At 33.4% G+C, this 24,008-nt stretch carries 13 protein-coding genes and 1 pseudogene; 5 read left to right on the top strand and 9 right to left on the bottom strand.

The genetic code is table 11. The features are described 5' to 3' along the window. Nucleotides 1-192: 192 nt before the first annotated feature. From P3F56_RS01565 to P3F56_RS01580, 4 genes and pseudogenes are all read right to left on the bottom strand, one after another. Nucleotides 193-843 (bottom strand): lysophospholipid acyltransferase family protein, encoded by a 651-nt coding sequence (locus P3F56_RS01565; RefSeq protein WP_281153010.1) that lies wholly within the window; start codon nt 841-843, stop codon nt 193-195. A gap of 32 nt (nt 844-875) precedes the next feature. Then, a complete protein-coding gene (locus P3F56_RS01570) occupies nt 876-1,460 on the bottom strand; it encodes a hypothetical protein (RefSeq protein ID WP_281153011.1) in 585 nt (194 codons plus the stop codon). Continuing rightward, a pseudogene (locus tag P3F56_RS01575) lies at nt 1,457-2,098 on the bottom strand (ParA family protein). Before P3F56_RS01575 ends, P3F56_RS01570 begins: the two are co-directional and overlap by 4 nt. Before the next feature lie 2,750 nt (nt 2,099-4,848). Continuing rightward, on the bottom strand, nt 4,849-5,721 hold the full coding sequence (locus P3F56_RS01580; protein ID WP_281153013.1) for an energy-coupling factor transporter transmembrane component T family protein: 873 nt from the start codon (nt 5,719-5,721) through the stop codon (nt 4,849-4,851). A 1,040-nt stretch (nt 5,722-6,761) separates the two neighbouring features. Between P3F56_RS01580 and P3F56_RS01585 the strand changes: the two genes are divergently transcribed. Next, a complete protein-coding gene (locus P3F56_RS01585) occupies nt 6,762-6,911 on the top strand; it encodes a hypothetical protein (RefSeq protein WP_281153014.1) in 150 nt (49 codons plus the stop codon). 287 nt (nt 6,912-7,198) lie between these two features. Here the strand turns inward: P3F56_RS01585 and P3F56_RS01590 are convergent, their stop codons facing one another. Both P3F56_RS01590 and P3F56_RS01595 read right to left on the bottom strand, forming a co-directional pair. Continuing rightward, nucleotides 7,199-8,692: a UDP-N-acetylmuramoyl-L-alanyl-D-glutamate--2,6-diaminopimelate ligase gene (locus P3F56_RS01590; RefSeq protein WP_281153015.1), complete on the bottom strand. Its 1,494-nt coding sequence runs from the start codon at nt 8,690-8,692 to the stop codon at nt 7,199-7,201. Between the two features lie 846 nt (nt 8,693-9,538). Beyond that, nucleotides 9,539-10,615, bottom strand: a complete 1,077-nt coding sequence (locus P3F56_RS01595) for a fatty acid desaturase (RefSeq protein ID WP_281153016.1) — start codon at nt 10,613-10,615, stop codon at nt 9,539-9,541. A 254-nt stretch (nt 10,616-10,869) separates the two neighbouring features. Here P3F56_RS01595 and P3F56_RS01600 point away from each other — a divergent pair, with 254 nt between their 5' ends. The 3 genes from P3F56_RS01600 (at nt 10,870) to P3F56_RS01610 (ending at nt 14,412) form a co-directional block, all read left to right on the top strand. Further along, nucleotides 10,870-11,553, top strand: a complete 684-nt coding sequence (locus P3F56_RS01600) for a Crp/Fnr family transcriptional regulator (protein WP_281153017.1) — start codon at nt 10,870-10,872, stop codon at nt 11,551-11,553. Nucleotides 11,554-11,555: 2 nt separating this feature from the next. Continuing rightward, entirely contained in the window at nt 11,556-13,334 is a 1,779-nt protein-coding gene (locus P3F56_RS01605) for a M61 family metallopeptidase (protein WP_281153018.1), read from the top strand. 166 nt (nt 13,335-13,500) lie between these two features. After that, nucleotides 13,501-14,412, top strand: coding sequence for a branched-chain amino acid transaminase (locus P3F56_RS01610; protein WP_281153019.1), 912 nt, complete (start codon nt 13,501-13,503; stop codon nt 14,410-14,412). A 544-nt stretch (nt 14,413-14,956) separates the two neighbouring features. Here P3F56_RS01610 and P3F56_RS01615 read toward each other — a convergent pair. Together P3F56_RS01615 and P3F56_RS01620 are read right to left on the bottom strand one after the other, a co-directional pair. Beyond that, on the bottom strand, nt 14,957-16,450 hold the full coding sequence (locus tag P3F56_RS01615; protein WP_281153020.1) for a sensor histidine kinase: 1,494 nt from the start codon (nt 16,448-16,450) through the stop codon (nt 14,957-14,959). A gap of 2,816 nt (nt 16,451-19,266) precedes the next feature. Then, nucleotides 19,267-19,701 carry a ferritin-like domain-containing protein gene (locus P3F56_RS01620; RefSeq protein ID WP_281153021.1) on the bottom strand — a complete coding sequence of 145 codons (435 nt, stop codon included), beginning with the start codon at nt 19,699-19,701 and terminating at the stop codon, nt 19,267-19,269. A gap of 1,500 nt (nt 19,702-21,201) precedes the next feature. Here P3F56_RS01620 and P3F56_RS01625 point away from each other — a divergent pair. Continuing rightward, entirely contained in the window at nt 21,202-22,488 is a 1,287-nt protein-coding gene (locus P3F56_RS01625; protein ID WP_281153022.1) for a TldD/PmbA family protein, read from the top strand. A gap of 362 nt (nt 22,489-22,850) precedes the next feature. Here the strand turns inward: P3F56_RS01625 and ald are convergent, their stop codons facing one another. After that, on the bottom strand, nt 22,851-23,936 hold the full coding sequence (gene ald / locus P3F56_RS01630) for an alanine dehydrogenase (RefSeq protein WP_281153023.1): 1,086 nt from the start codon (nt 23,934-23,936) through the stop codon (nt 22,851-22,853). Nucleotides 23,937-24,008 lie beyond the last annotated feature (72 nt).

Consider the following 24,008-nt stretch of genomic DNA (forward strand, 5'->3'; position numbering starts at 1 on the left):
CTCAGGGCTGAGATGAAAATGAGCTCAAGACTTGACAACTAAAGCTGATAGGAATGTTGGTAGTGCTGACTTTGGAGGTACCTAGGTGGGGTAGGTAAATGGAAGTATTTTCTATCTAGAAAAGTAGAGGTGAGGTAGCAAGGTTTTATTGTGAGGTACAAAAAGCCCGTGCTCATCAACAATGTCAATAGTCTAACGCCCTAAATCATGCATTTTGTTAATGGCCATAGCACATTTTTGGGTAACAGCTGTTAATTCAGGACGTTTAACTGATGCAGGGGGATCGATTAAGGTTCCAATGCGTAAAGTAATAGGAACAGGAAGGGGAACACGAACACCCTTGGGGAGGATTTTATCAGTCCCCCATAAACAGACTGGAAGTAAGGGAAGTTGAGCTTTAGCAGCAATCATAGCTGCTCCCAATTTGGGTTCATGAATACGACCATCTGTTGTGCGAGTTCCTTCAAGGAAAATACCTACAATCCATCCTTCTTTGAGAGCATTTAAGGCCGCCCGAATTGCCCCGCGATCACCTGAACTTCGTTTAACAGGGTAGGCTCCATATAACTCAATTCCCTTTCTCAAGAAGGGAATCTCAAATAACTCTTGTTTAGCCATGTATGCCACGGGACGACCAACTCCACTGCCCAAAATAGGAGGATCAAAGTAACTAGCGTGGTTACTGACAATAATTAAAGGATTTTTTAGCGGAACATTTTCAAGTCCATAAATTTTCCCTCGGAAATAAGTATAGAAGATTGGAGCAATAATAATTCCCTTAAATAAATAATAAAGAATTAGATTTTTAAGAGTCTCTCGTTCGCGAAATTCACTGTTAGACATGGTTATTACTTATTTTTTCCTATTTTTTCCCCCTAATCAAACCACCATATATTCTCATTGGTCAGTTTCTCCTTGGATAAAGAGGATGCAACATAATCTTCAAATAATCGCGGCGGATGACTTGTCTGAGATTTTTTAATTTTAAGAACCATTGCTGCTTGAGACTCAGGAGAAGATTTAGGTAAATTTGATTTTTGGGCTACTTCAGCTTTGAGTTTATCAATTACTTGTTGTTGAGCTAATTTAACAGCAATCTCTTCCTTTTTTTTGAGTTGCGTGTTAAGCCTTTCAACTAGTTGTTTTTGTTTTTCCAATTCTGTCTGATATTGATTCGCTTTGTGAGTATCTAGTTTAAGACTTGTGACCGATATTTTTTCTTGTTCTAAGCTCATTTGTAGCTCATTAACTTGTTTATTAGTTTTATCTAAAGTTTCGGTTAATTCCCGAACTTTAATTTCGAGTTCAGCTTTATTCATGCGACTTAACCTAGCATTGGTAGTAAATTGCGATGAGGGGAGAGCCTGAGGACTTTTTTCTTTAGTTGTGTCGGAGGTATTTCTAGGAACATCTGAGAAAGCTTCTTTCCTTAGGAAATCAGATAAACTTTTCTTTATCATAATTTACTCGAATCTCGTTGTGACTCTTCTGTTACCCTACGATAATCCGCTTGAGCTTCTTTGGCATTTTTCCTCTACCATTCTGTGATAAGAACTCCTTCTAATACCGCTCGTTCATGGGCTTTATACTGACGGATAAAAGTATGGCAAGTAGGAGTAATTTTCAATTCTAGGAGGGTATTTTTTGCCTCTAAGGTTTCTTTAACGCTACGGGAATCTATCTTAGTTAACAAAACCAGGTGAGCAGTTTTAAACGGCACTACCATGGTGTGTACTGACTTAATTAAGGTTGTTAAATCCATCAGAGTTGGTGGTATAGACAAAATTAAATGATCAGCAGACAAAATCACAGCTCTTAGGCCTTCTGAACGCAATGCTGGAGGTGTACCTACAACAAGTCTATAATTACTGATTTGATAGATTTGTGCTAATAATTTAGCGTTGTTTTCTACCGTTAAATCAAAATAAATACCTTCTTTGTCACGTCGTGTCCACCAAGTTGCAGATTTCTGATGCTCAGAATCTACTAACAAAACTTCTTGTTTTTTTGATAAAATAGCGGCTAAATTGACGGCTGTGGTAGTTTTACTTACGTCCCCTTTACCATTAACGACGGCGAGAATAATCGTTTTTGACAAAGACGATGTTAAGGAAGACTTCCCTTAGCTCATAGTTAGTTTTTGCTACATCGATGATTCTTTTCACCATATCATGGGGGTTGACCTTTGGTCATTAATTGTCATTAAGCTAAATTGAATAATAGTATCTCACTATCATTTAGAAAATCCTTCTCTAAGAGAATTATCTAAGTACTCAATGGCTGCTCCACATCCAGCATGAGTAAGTAATTTTAGATAAATCTAAAAATAGAAAAGTAGTTAAAGAAGAGCAATCTTCTAGATTTCAACTTGTCTAAAAATTAAGCTAATAGAATTAGAATGGTAAGCACTATACAAAGTTGACTGGCAACCCTAAAATTCTCTCTAGAACTAGAGAAAGAGTAAAAAGATCATGCTTAAATTCAAAAATATGGAAAATTAAAGAGATAGTAGACAAAGTAAATATACCATAAAATATTATTTAGAGAGTAATTAGAAAAACAACTTCTAGATAATTTCTTTAATAAAAATAAGTACTATGTGAGTATCCGAGAAGTGGGAAAAATCTAGAACAAGGACAATACAAAATTTCTTGAAAAGATCTCGGCAAAAGGAAATAAACTCATCATAGCCAATAATTTTTTTAAAAAAATAGAAAAGTTGAGTTAATTCTGGAAGAAATATGTAAGTCCTTAAAAAAGAACTGTCAATGGAAGTAAACAAAGTTCAGAGCTAGAAGTAATCCGTACTAAAATAGTTTTTTAGAAAAAATTGCAGAAAGACCACATATATACAGCCAATAATCATTAAAAATGATTATTGGCTGTATATATGTGGTTTAGTTTTAATAAAATTAAAATGATAGAAATAACAAGAAGGATACTTATTTCCTTTCTATCATCTTTTTTTGTGGACTATACGTGAACAGAAAAAAAAACTGATGAAATCATTGGAAGTATATCTGAAAATATATATCACAACATTTACAATTTCTATAATTATTTTGAATTTAGGCAATATATATTTTATAAAAATTTTTACAACTAATTATCAATTTTCTTTAAGTATAGATAGTAAAGCTAGAGATACTCTAGTTTAGAGCCTGTTTTTTTATCATGTTTATGATTTTTTTATAAAAAGTGGCATTATCAAAATAATAATACCTTCTAGTTATCATCGAATAATGAAACTTATAAATTATAAATTAATATATTTATACTAAAACTATTTCTGCTATTTAAAAAAACTTTACATATTTTCTTATTATTTTATGTTTTATCGTAGTATCATTGTTTCTATTATAGAGAACTATAAATATATGGAGAGCTTCCTCTATTATTACTTCTAATTTTATCTATATATCCTCTTCTTATTTTAGTTTTTTTAAAAAACCAAGCAATTTTATTTCTCCATAATTAAGTCATTTTTGTTTTAGTTTTGTCATTATTTCACTTGGAAAATAACTTTAACCTTTGTTTATATTCAATTTTACTATATTTTTATTGCCTATTTAAAAAACTATGTAATCTTACATTTACTTACTTTTTTTACCATAACTTTAAAGGTATATAACTAAGTTTAAATAAACAGCATATTTTAACTACTTTTAAATTTTAATTAAAAATTACTACTATAATTCATAGTTATAACTATACAATTCAATTGCTTATTTTAGAGGTAGAAAAAGATTACTCTTAATATGTGCTATAATCGTGGCTTAGTTTTCATAAATATGAAAAAAATGTAGATCAATAATGTAAGTATGTATATTTTATTAATTCATAAAAGTATACAAGCTATTGATTAGTGTGCTATGCCGAATAAATAGCTTGGCTGGTACTAAAAAAAGTGTAAAAAAACACAAGCAGAAAAAGAAAGTTTTATTACTAATAATAGATGTGTAAATAATTTCAAGAATGATGTAGATAACTTATACTAAGAGTGCCGAATAACCCAGTTAATTATAACTTAATTGGTTACTTAATTAATCACTTAATTGAAAATTTTATGATTCTAATCTTTTTAAACTAGAATTTTTTATTATCAAATAATAGTTTTAATCAGGCTGAATTCAAGAGAATAAGTTTATTTAAAAAATTATTCTCTGACAAACATATTAACTTTTCAATCTTTTTAGACTTATATTTCAGTAAGTCATTCATAACGACACAAGCTTCTAATTATAGACTCAATACGTCTATTTTAGAATAAGTTAAAGCTTCTTTATTTGTTCATTATTCAAAAGTAAAATAAGTAAAAAAATTGATGTACTGAGCAATCTAATTAAGATAATATTTTCCTCTCAGTTATTAATAAATTTTCCATAAGTTCGTCTTCCTTCAGTTACTCGGGTACAATGAGAAATCATGGCTAAATAAACTCAGATTTTCTAAAAAAAACCAGGTTTTAAAAATTAGAGTTATCTCAACATCGTCAAATATTTCCATGTTAGAGTTTGAACTCTATCTGTGCAAACTGCAAAAGCATAAAGTATTTTTTTAGGCTAACTTAAGTTTGTATGCTAAACAATATATGGTCAGGATATTAACTGTAATATCTATTTTTTATGTAAGCGAGTACTTAGTTTTTATAGAGTGGCACTGCAATTTTATTCTAGCAATTATTCTATCTCAATCAAAGAGACTTTCTTAAGCTATCAAATAAATTTTTATGCTTTTTGTTGTTTCATAACGTCTAAGGAGAAGATTGACAACACTATAGATATAGATGACTTGAAAAGGCTCTGTTAGTTAACGCCGATTTTTTTCTAGAAATACAGAAAGTTCACATCACATTTTTCCTAAAATAACCCGCGCCCACCAAAAAGGAATTAAAATTGCTAAAGCAACCCAATCCCACTGGATTAAGCGTAATTGGTGCCATTGAACTCGGTGTTCATTAGGATTCGTAAACCCTCTGACTTCCATGGCAACTGCAATCTCTTCGGCCCGCATCAGCAAATTTTCTAATAATTTTTCAACTACAACTAGCCAGACCTGTAAAGCGCGCTTAATTCCTAATTTTTTCCAATTAATTGCCCTAGTCCGAATTGATCTGGCTAAATTTTGTAACTCTTCTAACACCAGGGGAATAAACCGTAACGAAAGAGTTAAAGTTAGCATAATTTCTGTAATGGGAAGTTTAAGATGACGCAAAGGTGCTAATAGGTCTTCTAACCCAGCAGTAATTTCTTCTGGAGCGGTGGTTAAAAGATAAAGGTTAGTACTATAAATAAGAATAAAAATTAGGGTACTGATACGGATTCCTAGCTCAACAGACCGACGGGTAATCAACCGTCCCTTATCAAATAAAATATAATTATAATCAGTAGGCTGTGGTAAAGATAAGTCACCATCCAAGAGTCGAGGTTGGGCATTGACCGCCAACCCATCAGGGGCGATTGCTGTAATTATAAGTATGAAGATTGAGAGAATGATTAACCAGCCCATTTGTTGTCGCCAGACTCTTAGTGGAATCCGGGCAGCTATGGTCAGTAAGATTAGAATTCCAACAACCCCAAGTTGCCAGAGAGGGTTAGCTAAAATTGGGGAAGCAAGAAATGTCATTAACCAAACTAACTTCACTCTAGGATCGAGTTGATGTAACCAAGTGATAGGTTTTTCAAGATAGAGTCCAATGGGAAGTGATCGTAGTAAGTCCATAGTAAACAATTTAAACTATTATCTTCAACCTAAAAAAAATAACAGTTAATGTAAATATGAACAAGGTTATTTTTTCTCTATACTAACCTATCTTATCATAGCCAATTAATTTCTTGAGTCATTTTCTCAAAATTTAGGGTACTGTCTTAATAGTTAATCTTTTTAACTCAAGACTTTTTGCTAATTAGTGACATCATGAGAAGATTTTTGACAAAACTATTTCTGTTGTCTAAATGCTTCAATACTTCAGTTCTAATTTTAGAATATTAGAGGATTTTTCCTCGCAAAGACAAGCAGATATTCAAAGGTATTAACCTTTATCGTAAGATTTATTTATGAAGTTGTACTCCATAAATATTCTCATTAAAATCATAGAAACTAACAAATAAGACCAATCAATCAACCAGACAACTAACAGATCCTTTTCAATTCATCTATAGAATAATTGCTAGAATAAAATAACGGTGCTCCTCTATAGAAGTTCTGATATCTTTATAGCTAGAAGCTTATATATTCCTTGAATATTTACCAGCTTATAAAGCAATTAAAATCAGAAAAATCTAGTTTACAGGGAAAAATATATTTTTATTGCCTTATTTTCAAAATAAAGACCTCATTAGTAATTTTTTTAAAAGTTAAATATCTGCAAAATTAATAATTTTATAACTCTATAACTTTTAATTAAGCGATTGATTTACTAACTGATAAAACATAAATAGCTAGTTGTCACACTTCTGTTATAATGAGTTATTGAATGGAAAAACGCTATTAGTATGTAGAAGTACTTTAGTCAAAGTAAAACTAAAGCAATAGTAAAAAAATTTTTGTATATAATTGCAGTTGATTTACATCTTTAATCGAAGGTATATAGCTTCAAATAAAGTTTACAAAAATGTTATAATTCTATTTATAGAGAGATATAATTTAGCTAAGGCAGTCAAACAAAATATTTGCTAAAGACACGATTATAAATCGTTTGAATTAAAGCAATGTAAATTTCCCTTCAATTACTTCAATATAAAGATATAAGATAATTAACGTTGTCGATATTTATTCAGAGTCATCTATCTAACGTTGAAGTTTATGCCGCTGATCAACTTTTTGCAACCTTTAGAGTTGGATTGATCCAGGAAGTTCCCCTGTCATTAGTCAATGCTTTTGAGGCTACCCCAGGAGAAAAAATTTACTGAAACTGATGCCCTTCCCCTCTCTGTGTGGTTGACTTCTCTCGCCTAGCGTAGGCAATTTAGATTGCATCGGTTATGATGATTTTGGGAAAGATGTTCATAACTCTTAAGTCGATGTTGTTGAGGTTTAACACAATTGATTCAGATGGAAAGTAATATTTTTGGACAGACTAAGGCTAAATATTTATAAGCTGTGTTGACTTATTGACTTATGTGAGCAAGCAGTTTGAGTTAGAAACCTTACATCAAAAGTCAGAACATTTGATTTACTTTACACAGGGTTACATACTTTAGTGTAGTTTTACAGCTAAGGCTTTTCTAGCTTGTTCACGATCATCAAAGTGTACTTTTTCTGTTCCTAAAATTTGATAATCTTCGTGACCTTTTCCGGCAATTAAGACCCCATCTCCTGGTTTTGCTCGTTGAATAGCTTGATCAATAGCCTCAGCACGATCACTAATAACAATGGGGTTCACCGAATCCGAAATCCCTTCTAAAATATCAGCTAAGATCCTCTGGGGATCTTCAGTTCGGGGGTTATCAGAGGTGACAATGCACACGTCCGCTAATTGGCTGGAAATTCGACCCATCAGGGGACGTTTAGTGCGATCACGATCGCCGCCACACCCGAAAACACAAATCATCTTGCCCCGAATAAAGGGACGGGCAGCATTGAGCAAATTTTCTAGACTATCAGGGGTATGAGCATAGTCTACAATAACGCTAATATCCTGTTCATCACTAATTTTTACCCGTTCCATACGCCCTGGAACCCCTGTAAATTCAGGTAATTTAGCAACAATTTCGTCTAAATCTAGCTTAAAATGTGAGACCGTTGCGACTGCGGCTAAAAGGTTGGATAGATTGAATTGTCCGACTAAGGGGGAAGTAAAGGGAACAGTTCCCTGAGGCGTATGTAAGGCTCCTGACACTCCTGCTGCTTCGTAGATAAGATTGCTTGTATGAAAGTCTGCTGTTTTATCACTAACACTGTAACTCCATACCTGATCAGAATTTAACCCCTCAATTAACCGTTTTCCATAGGGATCATCTAGGTTAATAATTGCCCGTTCTGTAAGGTATTCTGAGCTGAACAAGAGACTTTTGGCGAAAAAATAATCTTCCATATCTTTATGAAAGTCCAGGTGATCTTGGGTCAGATTGGTAAAAACTCCTACCTTAAATTGGCATTCTTTAACCCTTCCCTGGGCTAAGGCGTGGGAACTCACTTCCATGACACAATATTGATTTTGAGCCGCCACTGCTTCGGCCAGTCGTCCTTGTAATTCTGCGGCAAAGGGAGTGGTGTGAGTAGCCGTTTGTTGAAACCCCTGCCAACGAGTATATAGGGTTCCGAATAAGGCAGTGGGGTATTGTCCTTTAGTCAAGAAAAATTCAATTAAGTGGGCAATAGTGGTTTTTCCATTAGTTCCGGTAATCCCAATCATGTTTAACTGTTGACTTGGATAGTTGTAAAATGTCGTGGCTACTTGGGCACAAACTATCACCATGTCCTCTGCTGTAAGAATGCAAACGTCAGGGGTAGGAGGAAATTGGGCAGCCGCTTGGGGGGTAATAATAGCGGCGATCGCCCCTGCTTCTATGGCACTTTGCCAAAATTGGCCACCGTCAACACGGGTTCCTGGCATTCCGATAAATAAATCCCCTGGTTTACAAGCATGAGAATTGGTGCAAATGCCTTTAATTTGGCGATCAAGTAGCTTATCAGTACAAAATTCACCAGAGATAGAAATTTTTTTGAGTAAATCTCGTATTTTTACCATAAGAGTTTTTCGTTTTTTATAAATTGGGGTCAGATTTTATAATCTGTTGTGAGTGATGTTAGCAGAATTCTCTAAATAAGTTTTCTCAGAAAGATAAAATCTAAAATCAAGCATATTAACAGTGCACATGTTTTCAGCTATTAGATAAAGATATAAAATAATTATTTTATATCATAATTATTTGTTCTCAAAAGAAAGCTCTTTAGGAGAATCGAGATAAAGTTCATCTTTTTACTTCGTATCTAACATATCGCAAAGCATTGCCGTAACTTTTTAGAGGAGTGCCACTTAAATAAGTGTATAAATTAATACTTTAACATTCTTTGATTTAAGTTCTAGAATTTACAACTTTTTTGTTTTAATTTTTGTGTTTCGAATATCCCTATTTTTCCAAAGTTAGAGCAGTAAAAATAATTAGACATTTTTAAAAATTCATAAATTAAATGAGCCAAATTTAATTACCACTAACCGTTTCTTATTTAAAAGTTCAACAGTTATCTATAGCCATCTCTAAATTATCAACTTTATATTTTTTAATATTACATTATACTTGTTTATAGTTTTTAAAACTTCAATGGTAAATTATAATAGCTTTTGCCTTTTTAGATAAGAAAATATCTTTATAAGATTGTCTGTCAAAATGTTGTTACCTATTTTTTCTATAAAGAAAGGTAAAAATAGAGATTCATTAAACTTGCCCGACAAGAAAATAGCAAACAGTAGTCAATTATCAACAAATTACACTATTCAAAGACTCCAACAGTTGGACTAACGCAGAGACGCTGTATGCAACGTCTCTAAAGGCACTTTCCCTAAATGAGGGAAACTTCGAGCCAAAATTCCCTATTAGATCAGATAAGAAACATTGGTATTTTTTGATTTTTTGTGGTAGTAATTCTTAAAAGATTGGTAATTAAACTCGAGGTGATAAAGATGGCACTTAGTTGTAATCTCCTGGATTAAAGACCAAGAAAAACGGTATTCACAAAGATAATTTCCCCAATTCTCCTTTAAACTTTGATGGGCTTGGCGCAAATTATAACTGGGAATTCCCGGAGAAATATGGTGGGGAATGTGAACATTGATATCATGGCAAAGAATTTCTATCCAACGGGGATAGTCACAATGAACGGTACCACTTAACTGAGCCTGGGCCTCGTTCCATTCGTCAGCCTTTTTAAAAGCAATATTCGGGACTGTATGATGCACTAGAGTAAAGGTACTCATCCAGGTGTGAAAGACTAACCAAGGTAACAACCAAAATTTAACAAAACCCCAGACTCCCAGGGTCATTAATAAAAGAGGAAAACCAATAACTGCACTAGTAATCACAACTAATACAGAAAAACGAACTTGATCTCGTTCTTTTCCAGTAAAAGTCGTCCAGTCAAAGTGAATCTTAGCCCAATGAACAACAGAAGCAAACCACCAAAATCGTCCTCGGAGTTGACGATAACCCCATTTAGCCAACGGGGAAGAACTTTCATAAGATTCTGTGGTGAGGGGATTCCAGGCGTTGTCCACATTAAGCTTGTTGGTATGTTTATGATGGTAATTATGGAGAATACGCCAACTATGGAAAGGATAGATAATCGGTAAAAAAGCTAAATGTCCTACCAAATCATTAACCCAAGTACGATTAGAAAAAGAACGATGGCCACAGTCATGACCAATCACAAAAAATCCTGTCAAAGCAGTTCCTGTAAACACCCAAAGAATAGGCAGTAAATACCAAGGAGTGATCGTTAAAGCGCCCATCCCTAAAGCCACCATAAAAATACTTAGAACTACCTTAAACCATGCTTTACGAGGGTCTTTAGTAAATACGTCTAAGGGAAGGGTATTGATAATATCCCTTAAACGTACTGTGGGGTCAAGTTGTGATAAAGTTTCGTGTTGAGTAGGACTAGTCAGTGTTGTCATGAACGATGAATAATATTGAAATGGTGAATCCGGAGTAATTAAAAAGCCAAATTAACATAGAGAAACCAATTTATCCCAGTGGGGAAGTAACATATACCCCCCATGAATAAAAATCTCTTAGGTTAAGCCTTAATAGTTATATCACAATCTATGAGTCACCCTATCTTAGTTGACAAACAGTATGGTGTAATGGAATGGTAGATCTCTTGTGATTTCCTAACCCGTTATTTCAGTGAAACACTGACACACTTTGCATGGAGACTCAATCAATTAGCGAGCTGTTTCCCTTGTTCCATACAGCTAATCCAGAAACATTAGAATGGTTTTTATCAGTTGTAGACCAAGAGGACTATTCCCCTGATATTAAAGTTGTGAGGGAGGATGATTGGGGAAAAGCGGTTCACTTTGTCGTTTCTGGTTGGGTTAAAGTCCGTTCCCATTACCAGGGTTCCGAAACAACCCTAGAAATTCTCAGTCGAGGAGATTTTTTTGGAGAAATGGAGGTTATTGAGGAATCTATTAAGTCGATTGAGGTCATATCTTTGTCTGAGTTGCAATTATTGAGTATTTCCGCTCAGCGCTTCCTACAAATGCTGTTTAAAGACCCTCAATTACATCATCGAATGTTACAGCTACAAGTCCGGCGGGTTCGTCAACTTTATCGCCGTCTTCTATTGCGTCAACAGTCTCCTAAAGTTAGGTTAGCTAAAACTTTGATTAAGTTAGCAGAAACCTACGGTAAGTCTACTGAGAAAGGGACAGAAATTTGGTATTTTCCTGAAAAAGATTTAGCAGACATCGCTGACGTTTCTCTAGAAGAATTACAGTCAGCAATAACTCAATTACAAAGTCAAGGTTGTCTAGAAATAGACCTAATTGGTCATAATTTATATTTAAGTAATCTTAAGCAGATTCACCATTTTTCTCAACAACTTTAAGCATGACTAGAGCAACAAGAAACGATAGCTCAGATATTTCTAAGACGTCTCCAATTATTGCCTACACTGTAGCTATGTCTCAACCAAATTCCCATATTTTTGAGGTGAAGCTACAAGTTAGCCAATGGCAAAAATCTATCCTAGAATTGGGAATGCCTGTGTGGACTCCAGGTTCATATTTAGTTCGGGAATACGCTAGACATATTCAGTATTTTCGTGCATCTTCTAGTCAAGATAAAACAAAGTTATCAAGTCAGAAAATTAGCAAAAACCATTGGATAATTGAAACAGTAAATGTTAACGATATTACGATAGACTATCAGGTTTATGCCAATGAGCTAACCGTCAGGACAAATCATTTAGATGGGACTCATGGCTATTTTAATGGAGCCGCCTTATTCTATTTTATTCCAGGGCTAGAAAAACAGTCCATTACTGTACAAATAATTCCCCCAATTGCTCAATGGAAAGTTAGCACAGCCCTGCCTGAAATTCCTGGAAAAATCAATTTATTTCAAGCAGATGATTATGATACCTTAGTAGACAGTCCCTTTGAAATTGGAACCCAGAACATTTATCCGTTTGAAGTATTAGGAAAATCTCATCAGTTAGTCATTTGGGGACATGGCAATATTCGACCAATTACCCTTATTAAGGATATAAAAAAAATTATTGAAATAGAAGCCAAATTATATGGAGAACTTCCCTATGATCACTATCTATTTATCCTACATCTATCAGGGAGTAGTTTCGGGGGATTAGAACATAAAAGCTCTTGTTCTCTAATTTATCCTCGTTTTGGTTTTCGAGCTAAGGATAAATATAATCATTTTATTCAGTTAGTAGCTCATGAATTTTTCCATCTGTGGAATGCTAAACGTATTCGACCAAAAGCCCTAGAAACTTTTGATTATGGGCGAGAAAATTACACTAAATCTCTTTGGTTTTTAGAAGGTACGACTAGCTATTATGATATGATAATGCCCCTAAGGGCAGGAGTTTACAATATCGCTAACTTTCTCGACATTCTAAGCAAGGATATTACTCGATATTTGAACACGCCAGGGCGAAAAATTCACTCTTTAAGTGAATCAAGTTTTGATGCTTGGATTAAATTGTATCGCAGCGATGCTCACAGTGATAATGTTCAGATTTCCTATTATTTAAAAGGGGAATTAGTCTCATTGCTTCTGGATTTATTAATTCGAGCACGTCACAATAATCAGCGATCACTCGATAATGTTATGAGTCAGATGTGGCAAGAATTTGGAAAACTAGAAATTAGTTTTACCCCCCAACAACTACAAGACGTGATTGAGTCAGTGGCCGGAATTGATTTACAAAACTTCTTCGCACGTTATCTTGATGCCACTGAAGATTTACCTTTTGATGATTATCTAGAACTCTTTGGATTAAAGCTAAAACCTATCCTAGATTATGAAACTATTCCCTTTCTGGGAATACGAATTAAATCGGAAAATAACAAAGAAATTATTAAGTTTGTTGAAGCTGGGTCACCAGCCGAGATGGGAGGACTCGACGCAAACGACGAGTTGTTGGCTATTGATGGAATTTACGTTAATTCAAGCCAATTAAGCGATCGTCTAAAAGACTACCAAAGTGGTGATATTATTTCAATTACGGTCTTTCATCAGGATCAACTGAAAACTCTTTCTATTACTTTAGCAGATCCCCAACCCAGTCGCTATGAGGTGATTCGTATTGATCATCCATCTGATAGCCAAAAGCAAAATCTGATAGATTGGCTAGGGAAAGAATGAGGAGATTATTCTCGATAATAGAGGATCGACTTTTTTTCTAAAATTTTCAATCAGTAAACTATAACCTAATACCTAGAAAGATGGCTTATTTGTGCCTATAATTAGGAAATATCTTAAGTAATAAAAATATCTAGGGTATTAGACCCAATACTTCATAGAACCAGCGATGCATCAATTTCTTCCTATTGCTTACTTTCAAAATCAATTTATTCCCTTCGAAAATGCGAACATTTCCATTGCTACTCACGGGTTACATTACGGAACAGCAGCTTTCGGAGGAATGCGAGGGATTCCTGATCCCGAAAATTCTTCACAGATCTTATTATTTCGTTTAGATCGTCACTGTCAACGTTTAAGTCAAAGTGCGAAATTTTTAAACTATGAATTGCCGGCACAAAAAATTGAACAGATTATTATTGACTTTGTGAGAAAAAATAAGCCGTCAACTTCTTTTTATATTAGACCCTTAGTCTATACTTCAGGATTGGGAATTGCGCCCAGACTTCATAAAATTGAAAAAGATTTTTTTGTTTATGGCTTAGAAATGGGCGATTATTTATCCTCAGACGGAATCAGTTGTCGTATTAGTTCTTGGTATCGTCAAGAGGATCGTAGTTTTCCCTTACGGGGTAAGATTAGTGCTGCCTATATTACCTCAGCTTTAGCCAAAACAGAAGCAGTAGAATCAGGTTTTGATGAAGCTATTTTAATGAACTCTCAAGGTAAAGTTTGTGAAGCAACAGGAATGAACATTTTTTTTGTTAGAAATGGTAAATTAATTACTCCTGGACTTGACCAAGATGTACTAGAAGGAATCACCAGAGATAGTGTTTTAAACATAGCTAAAATTTTAGGAATTGAGACCATTGAAAGACCTGTTGATAAATCAGAATTGTTTATTGCTGATGAAGTATTTTTGTGTGGAACTGCCGCAAAAATTATTCCTGTTAAACAAATTGAGACCTTTAAATTCTCAGAAGAACGTCCCATTATGGAAAAATTGCGGAATAAATTATTTGCCATTACAGAAAATAAAGATTCAGAGTATCAAGACTGGGTATATCCTGTTACTATTTAAAATTTCTCAAGTTATAGAAAAAGGTGATTCTTAAGAAAGATTTTTAGAAAAAAAATGCTGTTTTTTTATAAAGACAGGTAAAGTTATGCTCTTGAAAACTGATGACATATTGCTCGATAATTTTTTTTGAAAATCTCTATTAATAATAACTTCAGGTGATCACTTGTCATTAACAAAAGATGAAGTAAAAATTAGTAACACTGACTGATAAAATTTAACTTTGTTAAGTGTCTTTCGACCAAAACAATCAACGACCAACTTTAAAATATCTCTTATATTAAACGTTAGAGACATCGGAGTATTTAAGACTGTTTTGTTAGCTTATTTTTGACTGATCACTGAATACCTATTTACCTATTTTCTCTTTAACTTAGGATTAAAAGGCAAAACTAACTTGCCTTCTGTTCAGTCTTGACTGTCAGCGGTTACAATTTTAGATAATCGTCAACTTTGTCGTGTTTTGACTTAGATATTGACAATAACAACAGTGTTTTAAGTTTCATAGAACTCTCATATCTTGACTCAAACCCTTTTTCAGCTGTATCTACCTAATTTTTTGCTGATAAAGAGGATTTAAATCATGGTTACTAGAATCTTGACCTAAAGGAAGGAAAATAGTAAAAACTTGTTTGTACTGTGATCGCTGACGCACAATCAATTTACCTCCTAGGACATGAAACAAATGTTTAGTCACATCTAAATTGAGACTTAACCCTCCAGTATTAGGATGAAACATTAATAACTGGCCCAAAGCTTTTAAAGGGTTATGAGGGCAAGAAGACTCTGTGCGAAATTGTAATTTCAGTTGATGGCCCGCAGTGGTAACTTGAACGCGAATATTTCCACCTTCAGAGAAGCTACGGGTAAACTTTTCGATCAACCCCATTAACACCTGATTAAGTATCGCTGGATCACTGACAACTTGGGGTAATTTTTGGGGAACCACTATATCAAGAATGACATTGCGTCGTTGAGCTTGTTTTTTCCAACGAGGAATACTTTCATTTAGGACATTTTCTAACGACGTATACACCAATTTAACTGAGTTTTGTTTTTTAGAAGTGATTTTAAGTTCGGTAGCCCGAAAAATCAACTCCATACGATTAATTTGCTCTGTACATTCTTGATCAATTCCTTCGAGCAATTTAATTATTTGGGGAGTTAATCCTCTGTTGCGCAACAATAACCGTGTCATAGTGTGGATAGTGGTTAAAGGTGTGCGGATTTCATGGGTTAATGCCTGGAGTATGGCTACGTCTGGGGCATTATTAAAAAGTTCTAAGGACGATTTTTCTCTATTCTGAGATTCCCAATGAATTAAGCGATGCTGTGCTGAATGTACTGCGGGTACTTCAGGTAAATAATATAGTAATAATCGACTAAATTGGGTAACTAAGCGATAGTCAGGGATTGGCGGGGAAAAATGTCTAACTAAAGCATCAAACTGAGATAATTTAGGATAATTAATAGCAACTAGTCGAGATCGTAGAGCCAACCATCCTTGGTTGATAACTTCTGGTTCAAAGGAAAACTGAAAAGCAGGAAGTCTTTGAGAATCTTCTCCTAAAACTGCAATCAATCCGAAATAGGGAGTTAGCACTAAGCAGAATTGTTCAGTAGCGATAGGATCTTTAGGAAACAAAGGAAGTTCGGCTACCGTTTCTATAGTGTGTGACTCAGTCTCGCGAGCAGCCGGAAGTTGGGATCGCATCGAGGTCAACTTCTTCCCTGTTTGAGGTGTAAATACTCCTGTTTGGAATTGACAATTAAGGGACTGATGGCAAAGGATTGTGGTAGGAGCCGATAAAATTAATCCTCGACAAGTAGTATCGTCTGTCTTCGTCTCATTAACTTGGGACAGTAAAATTTCTTCTAAAGTAGCGATAGCTCCAAACCATTGTCTTTGGGCTTTTGTCTTGGCTTGGTTAATTTTGTCTGGGGTATGATCGATGTCTTTGACAATTGTTGACACAGCTGGCGACAGACAAGCATCAACCGCCATGGCTTCGTAACGATTGATAATGTCACTTAATTTCATCAATAATCCCTTAGACACAACTATTTATTTTCCTAAATATTCAGTATCAGTATAGTCTACCCTTCGTCTCCACAATGGTAATTGTATTTAGGAGTTAAATGCGGTAGTAGAACCGAACCAATCAGTCGAAATCTCCGACATATGTGTATAACTTTGAGTCTCTGAGAGTATTTTTTAGACTTTTTACTTGTTAACTTTTTTAAGTTAACAAGTAAAAAGAACTTTTATATAGACCACTTTTTAGTAATTATTTGGTCAATTTTAAGTAGAGATAATACTCTACTTAAATTTTAAAATTGTGTCAGGAGGATAGTGCTCTTGGGTTTAAGGTTTACTAATTCTTTGATATTTGTTAAGTGTACGAACAAAAGTTATGCCGAAGTTAATCACTGCACCTGTCTTTAACAGAGTAAGTATTTCAGGAACTGTGCTAAAAAAATTAGCTATCCAAAAATTCACTTAATTATTTCTAAGTGAAAAGATTGTGCTACTGGCCTCTTCAATAACTTTTACAATGCTCACTCTTCCAATTATGTTAGCTAAATTTTTAGGTAAACTGAGATCTGGCAAAACACTCTTTTTTAACTACTTGTCTATTTTAGATTTATTTAAGCTTACGTACTCAGTGAACTATTTAACTCAAACTATTTTATCTAATTTAGTTTTTTCTAATTTTTTTTGAAAAAAGTACAATATAAAGATCTTATTGACTACACTAGTCTACTGACTAATTTCCTCTATTTATTTTAAAAGAGAAATATTTTTCATTAACTTCTTAGCATAACTTGAGGTTGACTCAATATTACATGGTAGTCACTAGTCAATCTTTAGTAACCTTCACTGACCTAAAAATATTTTAACTAGGTGGTAATAGTGTGAATTCTACTATGGTCACGTCCATAGCTTTAAAAATAGTTAAAACAATTGTTTAAAAAAGAGAATATTTATTGACTTTTAACTGCTCATGAATTTTGTCTGTTTAGATGGGTATTTTTAGTTATCACACTCCAAAAAATATCATAAATTATTGCAATTATGCCTAAGACTTAAATCTCAAAATAAATTGTCATAATATTAAACAAAGTTTTTATGAAAGAAGTTTATTTAATAAGATCTTTAATATCTTATAGTTTCTCTCTAAGATATTAAACGACCCTTAATTTAGCCAAATATCAACTATTATAGGTTATTCTTGTTCTGACTCAATGTTAAGTAACTAAAAGGGTGATAAGTGTCCTCTAATACTTAAGAAATTTCCGCTTTAATAGTTCTTATTTTAGAAAAATTGGACAGACGGAAGTGTCCTCGTGGGTTCATGGAAAGTTTTCATCATCAAATTTAAGCGAAAAAACTTACATTGTCTGATACCTATCACCATATTTGTAATCCAAACTCCATGAAAGTATCTATTGAGCAGCTTTTAGATAAGTCTTATATAAGACAACGTTGTAATTTGATTAGTTAATAAACTATGCTTTTAGCAACTCCTGAAATTAGAAAAGGTAGAATTGTTAATTTATATACTGTTGATACTCACTTAATAGTATCTTTAGTATATTTTATTCAATCTAATTGAAATGAGTTTGACAGTGAGATCTTAATTATAGCAATAGGAATTATTTAACAAAATCGTATGTCTAAATTTACCTTGTAAGCAAAACATACTTTTCATACTTTTATTTAAATAAAAAAAATTTTTTAAACTCCAATAATCATTGGTCTTTAGCTTTCTTTAATTTTATGGACACCCCAATATAATCCCAAGAATATCTACAAATAGCAGTAGATTCAATAAACTTCAAAATAAATTAAAGGAATTTGAGTTACTACTTCTGAAACTCGCACTGACAGATTAGGGTTAGGATATTAATCTAGTATATTAGAAATATATAATAACGATATTGGACAATTGTGTAGTGAATAATTTTATGCCTGGGCTCTATACTTGGTAGGCTATAGTTTAGAAAAAAAATAGGGTTTAACTATGTTAAACTTTTATCAATTGTTCAAAAATATATTGACTAATTTAGCCTAAAGCTGAGATAAAAAACTATTTTTTTACTCGATATAATCGTCACTTTATTTTGTGCATTAATTCCAATAGGTTTTTTAAAAAAAGTCCAATAATAGCATGAAACATTGAAATTATAGCTTTAATTAAAAATCGGTTCTTCAAATTAATCAGTATTTTTATAGACAAAACTAGAATTTGTTTAGCAATAATTTGTTAGAGCAGTCAAAGGAGAGCGAGCTTATGAAAAATATACCAATAATTGTATATTAATAGGAGTAATCGTTACATCAAACTTTTTCGCTTCTTATATTTGTGAACAATGAATAAATTAAAGGAGCTTTTCTTACTTCCAAAACAGAAGTACTGATATTATAAATCTGGCTAGGAGCTTATACATTCATGGATAACCTGCCGGTTCGCGAAGCAACAAAAGTTAGAAAAATGATTGAATCTATAAGAGTAGAGGTCCTATTCTTAATTTCCTTACTCTCTTGATTTTAATCTCATTGGTAACTATTGGTCAAAAATCAAAGAACTTCTGTCAACTTAAGAATTTCGGAATTCCTGAGTCCTCAATTATGCTATCAATAAATTTTTTAAATATCTTCTATCCAGAGTTCTTAGCATTTTATTATCCCTTTTTCATAATCGCCTGGTACAAGCCAGAATTTCCGAGAATTTCCTTTCAAAACTAAATACAGAGAAGTTTATCCCTAGCTGAAACACCATTCTTTTCAAAGAGAGGGGGTTTAATCAAATTAAACCCCTTACTAATTTTTTCTATCAACTAGACATTTAAAATTCAGACATAATCCCGTAACATTTTCTTTAGTTCAATATTATGAAGTTCTTCTTGTCCAATCATTCCGCGAGCGAACTCTTCGATATAGATACTCCCGTCCTCTACAACTTCTAATAACTCCTTATATAAATCCAAGGCTTTCTTTTCATGGTTGAGACTTTCCGTTAAAATTGCACGTAAGTCATGTTCATTAGTTTCCTCCATAGAAGCAATTGATAAACTAGGATGACCTTCTAACCCAGTCAATATCTCTCCCACTTGTTGAGCGTGAAGAAGAGATTCAGTCGCCTGTTGTTGAAAAAACTGCACTATGGGAATACGATGAGGCCCTGTGACCATTAAACTATAGTGAGTGTAGCGTACGACTCCGGCTAGTTCATACTCCATGATTGAGTTTAGGAGTTTATTGGTTTTTTCGCGATTGAGTTCTCGCATTTATAGTACCTACGACAAAGGAAAGTTCTATGCCAATGGAAACACTTTTGATAGTAATCTGTCAAGGTAAATTTAAATGCTTGTCAAGAGACGATCACTATTGAGAAATTAACTTTGACTTCTTAGATATTCGTTGAATCTTAAACTACATTAATTCTAATCACTTATTTTAAAAAAATTTTTTTGTCACTGTTAATATGTAAATTTTGTACTTATCTTTATTTATTAGAAGTTTAGTTAGCTTCTTGAGCGCAAATAAACTGTTTATTTCTAAATAAAGATGAGAAAATTTTCTAGTATAAGAAGCTTAAAACTAAATATATATATCAGTATAGTATATATATTTAGTGTCACTTTAGTACTTAATTTTAATTTTTTATGACGATTGAAAGTAATTTTTAGATTGTGATCTGTTTTTTATTATTGCTATAAGTAATTCATATTTGGAAATATTACCTACTAATTTTTTTGATTTTTTTTGGTCATTTATTTATGATTAGATTCTCTTAAAGAATCTAATCATAAATAAATTTAAATCTTGTTTATTTCATGTCTTATCTTATATTTTTCTAGTTATATTTGTATATAAATACAACTAGAAAAATTTATCAATTAGCTAGCTTATAATTTCACTGGTTAACTAACTATATACAATTATATCTTTCTAGACTCTTTAAAACTATGTTTCTCTAAACATAGATATTTATGTAGAATAAATCTATTCATTTTTATATCATCCTTTTTTGGAGCAACTATTGGTGACAAGCTACCAGCGATTCAAACTTAATTCATATAAAAATTTAAAATTGACTTTATTGTAGACAATAAGATTATTCATCTAAGTTTTTTGGATATAAATATTGTACTTGCTGCTTATAAAATCTTTGTTAAACTAAGAATAAAACTGTTTATTTGTTTTTTAAAAGTTTTAATAACTTACTTAAGTTTAAATAAATTATTCACCATTTTGACTTTAAAAACTATTTAAAAGTAGTGTTTTTCTACAAAAAATACATTAAAATAAAACTGTTTATTGATTTTTAACTATTTATTAGTTATATATTTACAATATAACCGAATACTGGTAACATTATTTATATCAATAAATTTGCTTAAAAAGCAAATTATACTATAATACTTTTTATATTGAATTTAAAATGACTTCAAGGATAAAAAATAATAACTGCGCTTTCATATAAAAAGCCAAAAAATATAGTTGAAACTATATTGCAAATAAACCAATTATAATTATTGGCTTACCTATGGCGATTAAACTAATTTAGTTTAATCGCCATCAAAAAAAACAAAAAAAGTTACCTATATTAGTTGCAATGATTAATATACTAGAAATCTTAAAATTTACTTATTTGATTTATGAAAAATTAAAATAATTGCAATTAGCCGGAAAATCTAATAAGATTGAAATTAATTGTGAGCAGTAAAAAATTAAATTAGTGTTTATCTTGTCTAATAGAAATTAAGTATTTAGTTATTAAACTTATGATAATTAATCCCCAAAAAATTATTGATCTAGCCCTAACATATGATGTGTCAGAAGCAGAAATTTATCAGTTAAGTTCTCTATCTCATCCAGTTGTTTTTGAAGCTAACCGTCTTAAACAACTACAGAGTAAACAGTTCCAAGGAACTGCACTACGCTTATGGAAACAAGGACGTCCAGGATTAGCAGTGGCCTACGGTTCTATTGATCCTCAGGAATTAGTAGAGAAAGCGATCGCTCTGTCTCAATTAAATCCCCCCAAAACTATGGAGTTAAGTAAACCCCGCATTGCTATCTATCCTAACATTGGATCTTCTATCTCAGTTGAAACCCTAATTTCGAAGGGAAAAACTGCGATCAATCAACTTCGAGATACTTATCCTGATGCTATTTGTAACGGTGAATTTAGCTGTGAAGAATATACGACTTTATTAATGAATTCTCAAGGACTCCATTGTCAATATAAAGAAACATCTATAAACTATTATTTAGGATTAGAATGGATAAGAGGAGAAAATTTTTTAGGCATTTATGACGGTGAATCAACCCGAAATAAACTGGACCCAGATAAGGTCATTAAATGGATTTTACAAAGGTTACAATGGGCTAACAAAAATGTGAGTCCCCCTACAGGAAAAATTCCCATTCTGTTTACTCCTGATGCAGTTACTATGTTGTGGGAAACAGTTGCTGATGCAATCAATGGAAAGCGAGTCCTAGAAAACTCTTCCCCTTGGAATGGTAAATTAGGTGAAGTGGTTATGTCCCCAAAAATTACCTTATTTCAAGATCTCCAGCGTGATCCGTATAGCTGCCCCTTTGATGATGAAGGAACTCCTACTCAACTCTTATCCTTAATTACACAAGGACAATTAAAACAATTTTACAGCGATCACACTGTCGCCAGGGAGTTAGGTCAAAATAGTACAGGAAATGGCTTTAGACCAGGGTTAGAACATTATCCAACTCCTAGTTTAGGGAATATGATTATTGAGTCAGGAACTCAGTCTTTTGAGGAATTGATTAGTAAATTAGATAATGCCTTAATTGTAGATCAAATGCTGGGAGGTGGGGCAGATATCTCAGGAGAATTTTCCATTAATGTTGACCTAGGATATCGGATCGACAAAGGAGAAATTACGGGTCGAGTTAAGGATACTATGGTAGCTGGAAATATTTATACTGCCCTCAAACAGGTGATCGGATTAGGGAATGATTCTCGATGGAATGGTTCTTGTCACACTCCATCATTAGTAGTAGAAGGCTTGTCAGTTATCGGTGAATAAATTTATATTTATGGTTCTGCCAAACCTGTTATGCAAAGTTATTAATGCTAATGTATTGAAAGCTTTTGAGCATTGGTAATTGGACCAAAATCAATTTTATTTATCACAACACCACCTTATTCAGTACAGTTTCGGGGACCAGATATTCATTATCTTCAGCTAAAACCCAAAATATATAGATTTTGAGTTCGCTGATCAACACAAACCAAACAAATAAATTGGTTAAAACATTATAAACATTAACTGACAGCTCACAGTATATCAACTTTCTAATTATCCATTGATAAGTATTTTAGCTGTTTTTTAGCTGATTGTTGTTCAAAACATTCTGAAAGTTAATAACAGTATGCTGTTTTCACCATTTATCTTAAATCAGGAAAAACATCTAAAATAGCTGGATGTACTACACGACTTCCTTTGACATTTAAGCCTTTCCCTAAAGCAACATCTTTGTCTAACACATCTAAACTGTAATCAGCTAATTTCATCACATATGGCAAAGTACTGTGGTTGAGGGCTTGGGTGGCTGTCCAAGGAACTGCCCCAGGCATGTTAGGAACCCCAAAATGAATGACTCCTTCTTCCATGTAGATCGGGTCAGTATGGGATGTAGTTCGTGAAGTTTCAATACACCCTCCCTGATCTACAGCTACATCAATAATGACTGAACCTGGGCTCATTTTGCCTACTAATTCTCGTGAAACTAAAATGGGGGCACGTTTTCCTAAAAGTAACACCGCTCCGATTAATAAATCAGCTTGGGGAACAATCGACTCAATGTTATATGTATTGCTATGAAGTAATTCAACCCTCGATCCGAAAAGAGTTTCTAGGTAGAATAATCGGTCAACATTAATATCAAGAATTTGTACCTGTGCACCCATTCCTACAGCAATTTTAGCCGCTTCAGTTCCGACGACACCACCGCCTAGAATAGTAACACGACCTGAACGCACCCCAGGAATTCCCCCCAACAGAACTCCTCGTCCTCCTTGTTGTTTCTCTAGGTATCTTGCGCCAAATTGTACTGCTAACCGCCCGGCAATGACACTCATAGGGGTTAATAAGGGAAGTTTACCGTCGGGCAATTCTACAGTTTCATAGGCGATAGCCGTAATTCCTGAGTCTATCAATGCTTCAGTTAGATGGCGATCAGCAGCTAGGTGAAGATAAGTAAATAATAACTGGGGTTTATCTAAATAGAGGTATTCTTCAAGAAGAGGTTCTTTAACTTTAACCACTAATTCTCTGTCCCAAGCATTGATTGCGGTAGGAACAATATTTGCTCCTGCCTTTTGGTAGTCCATATCGGAGAATCCTGCACCCATTCCTGCATTAGTTTCGACAAAGACAAGATGACCACGATCATGCAATATCCTAACACTGCTGGGACTCAACCCGACACGGAATTCTTGGTCTTTAATTTCCTTAGGAACGCCTATCTCCATTTTTGTCCTTATTCTAATTAATCTTATTTATCATAATGTAACGAGAATTAAAGCTAATGGGGTAATTAATAG

The organism is cyanobacterium endosymbiont of Epithemia clementina EcSB (assembly GCF_029919255.1).
Classification (GTDB): domain Bacteria; phylum Cyanobacteriota; class Cyanobacteriia; order Cyanobacteriales; family Microcystaceae; genus Rippkaea.

Bases quoted from the DNA above. Each gene is read 5' to 3' on its own strand.
- P3F56_RS01565 (WP_281153010.1), bottom strand. From the start codon at position 843: ATGTCTAACAGTGAATTTCGCGAACGAGAGACTCTTAAAAATCTAATT.
- P3F56_RS01570 (WP_281153011.1), bottom strand. From the start codon at position 1,460: ATGATAAAGAAAAGTTTATCTGATTTCCTAAGGAAAGAAGCTTTCTCA.
- P3F56_RS01580 (WP_281153013.1), bottom strand. From the start codon at position 5,721: ATGGACTTACTACGATCACTTCCCATTGGACTCTATCTTGAAAAACCT.
- P3F56_RS01590 (WP_281153015.1), bottom strand. From the start codon at position 8,692: ATGGTAAAAATACGAGATTTACTCAAAAAAATTTCTATCTCTGGTGAA.
- P3F56_RS01595 (WP_281153016.1), bottom strand. From the start codon at position 10,615: ATGACAACACTGACTAGTCCTACTCAACACGAAACTTTATCACAACTT.
- P3F56_RS01600 (WP_281153017.1), top strand. From the start codon at position 10,870: ATGGAGACTCAATCAATTAGCGAGCTGTTTCCCTTGTTCCATACAGCT.
- P3F56_RS01605 (WP_281153018.1), top strand. From the start codon at position 11,556: ATGACTAGAGCAACAAGAAACGATAGCTCAGATATTTCTAAGACGTCT.
- P3F56_RS01610 (WP_281153019.1), top strand. From the start codon at position 13,501: ATGCATCAATTTCTTCCTATTGCTTACTTTCAAAATCAATTTATTCCC.
- P3F56_RS01615 (WP_281153020.1), bottom strand. From the start codon at position 16,450: ATGAAATTAAGTGACATTATCAATCGTTACGAAGCCATGGCGGTTGAT.
- P3F56_RS01620 (WP_281153021.1), bottom strand. From the start codon at position 19,701: ATGCGAGAACTCAATCGCGAAAAAACCAATAAACTCCTAAACTCAATC.
- P3F56_RS01625 (WP_281153022.1), top strand. From the start codon at position 21,202: ATGATAATTAATCCCCAAAAAATTATTGATCTAGCCCTAACATATGAT.
- ald (WP_281153023.1), bottom strand. From the start codon at position 23,936: ATGGAGATAGGCGTTCCTAAGGAAATTAAAGACCAAGAATTCCGTGTC.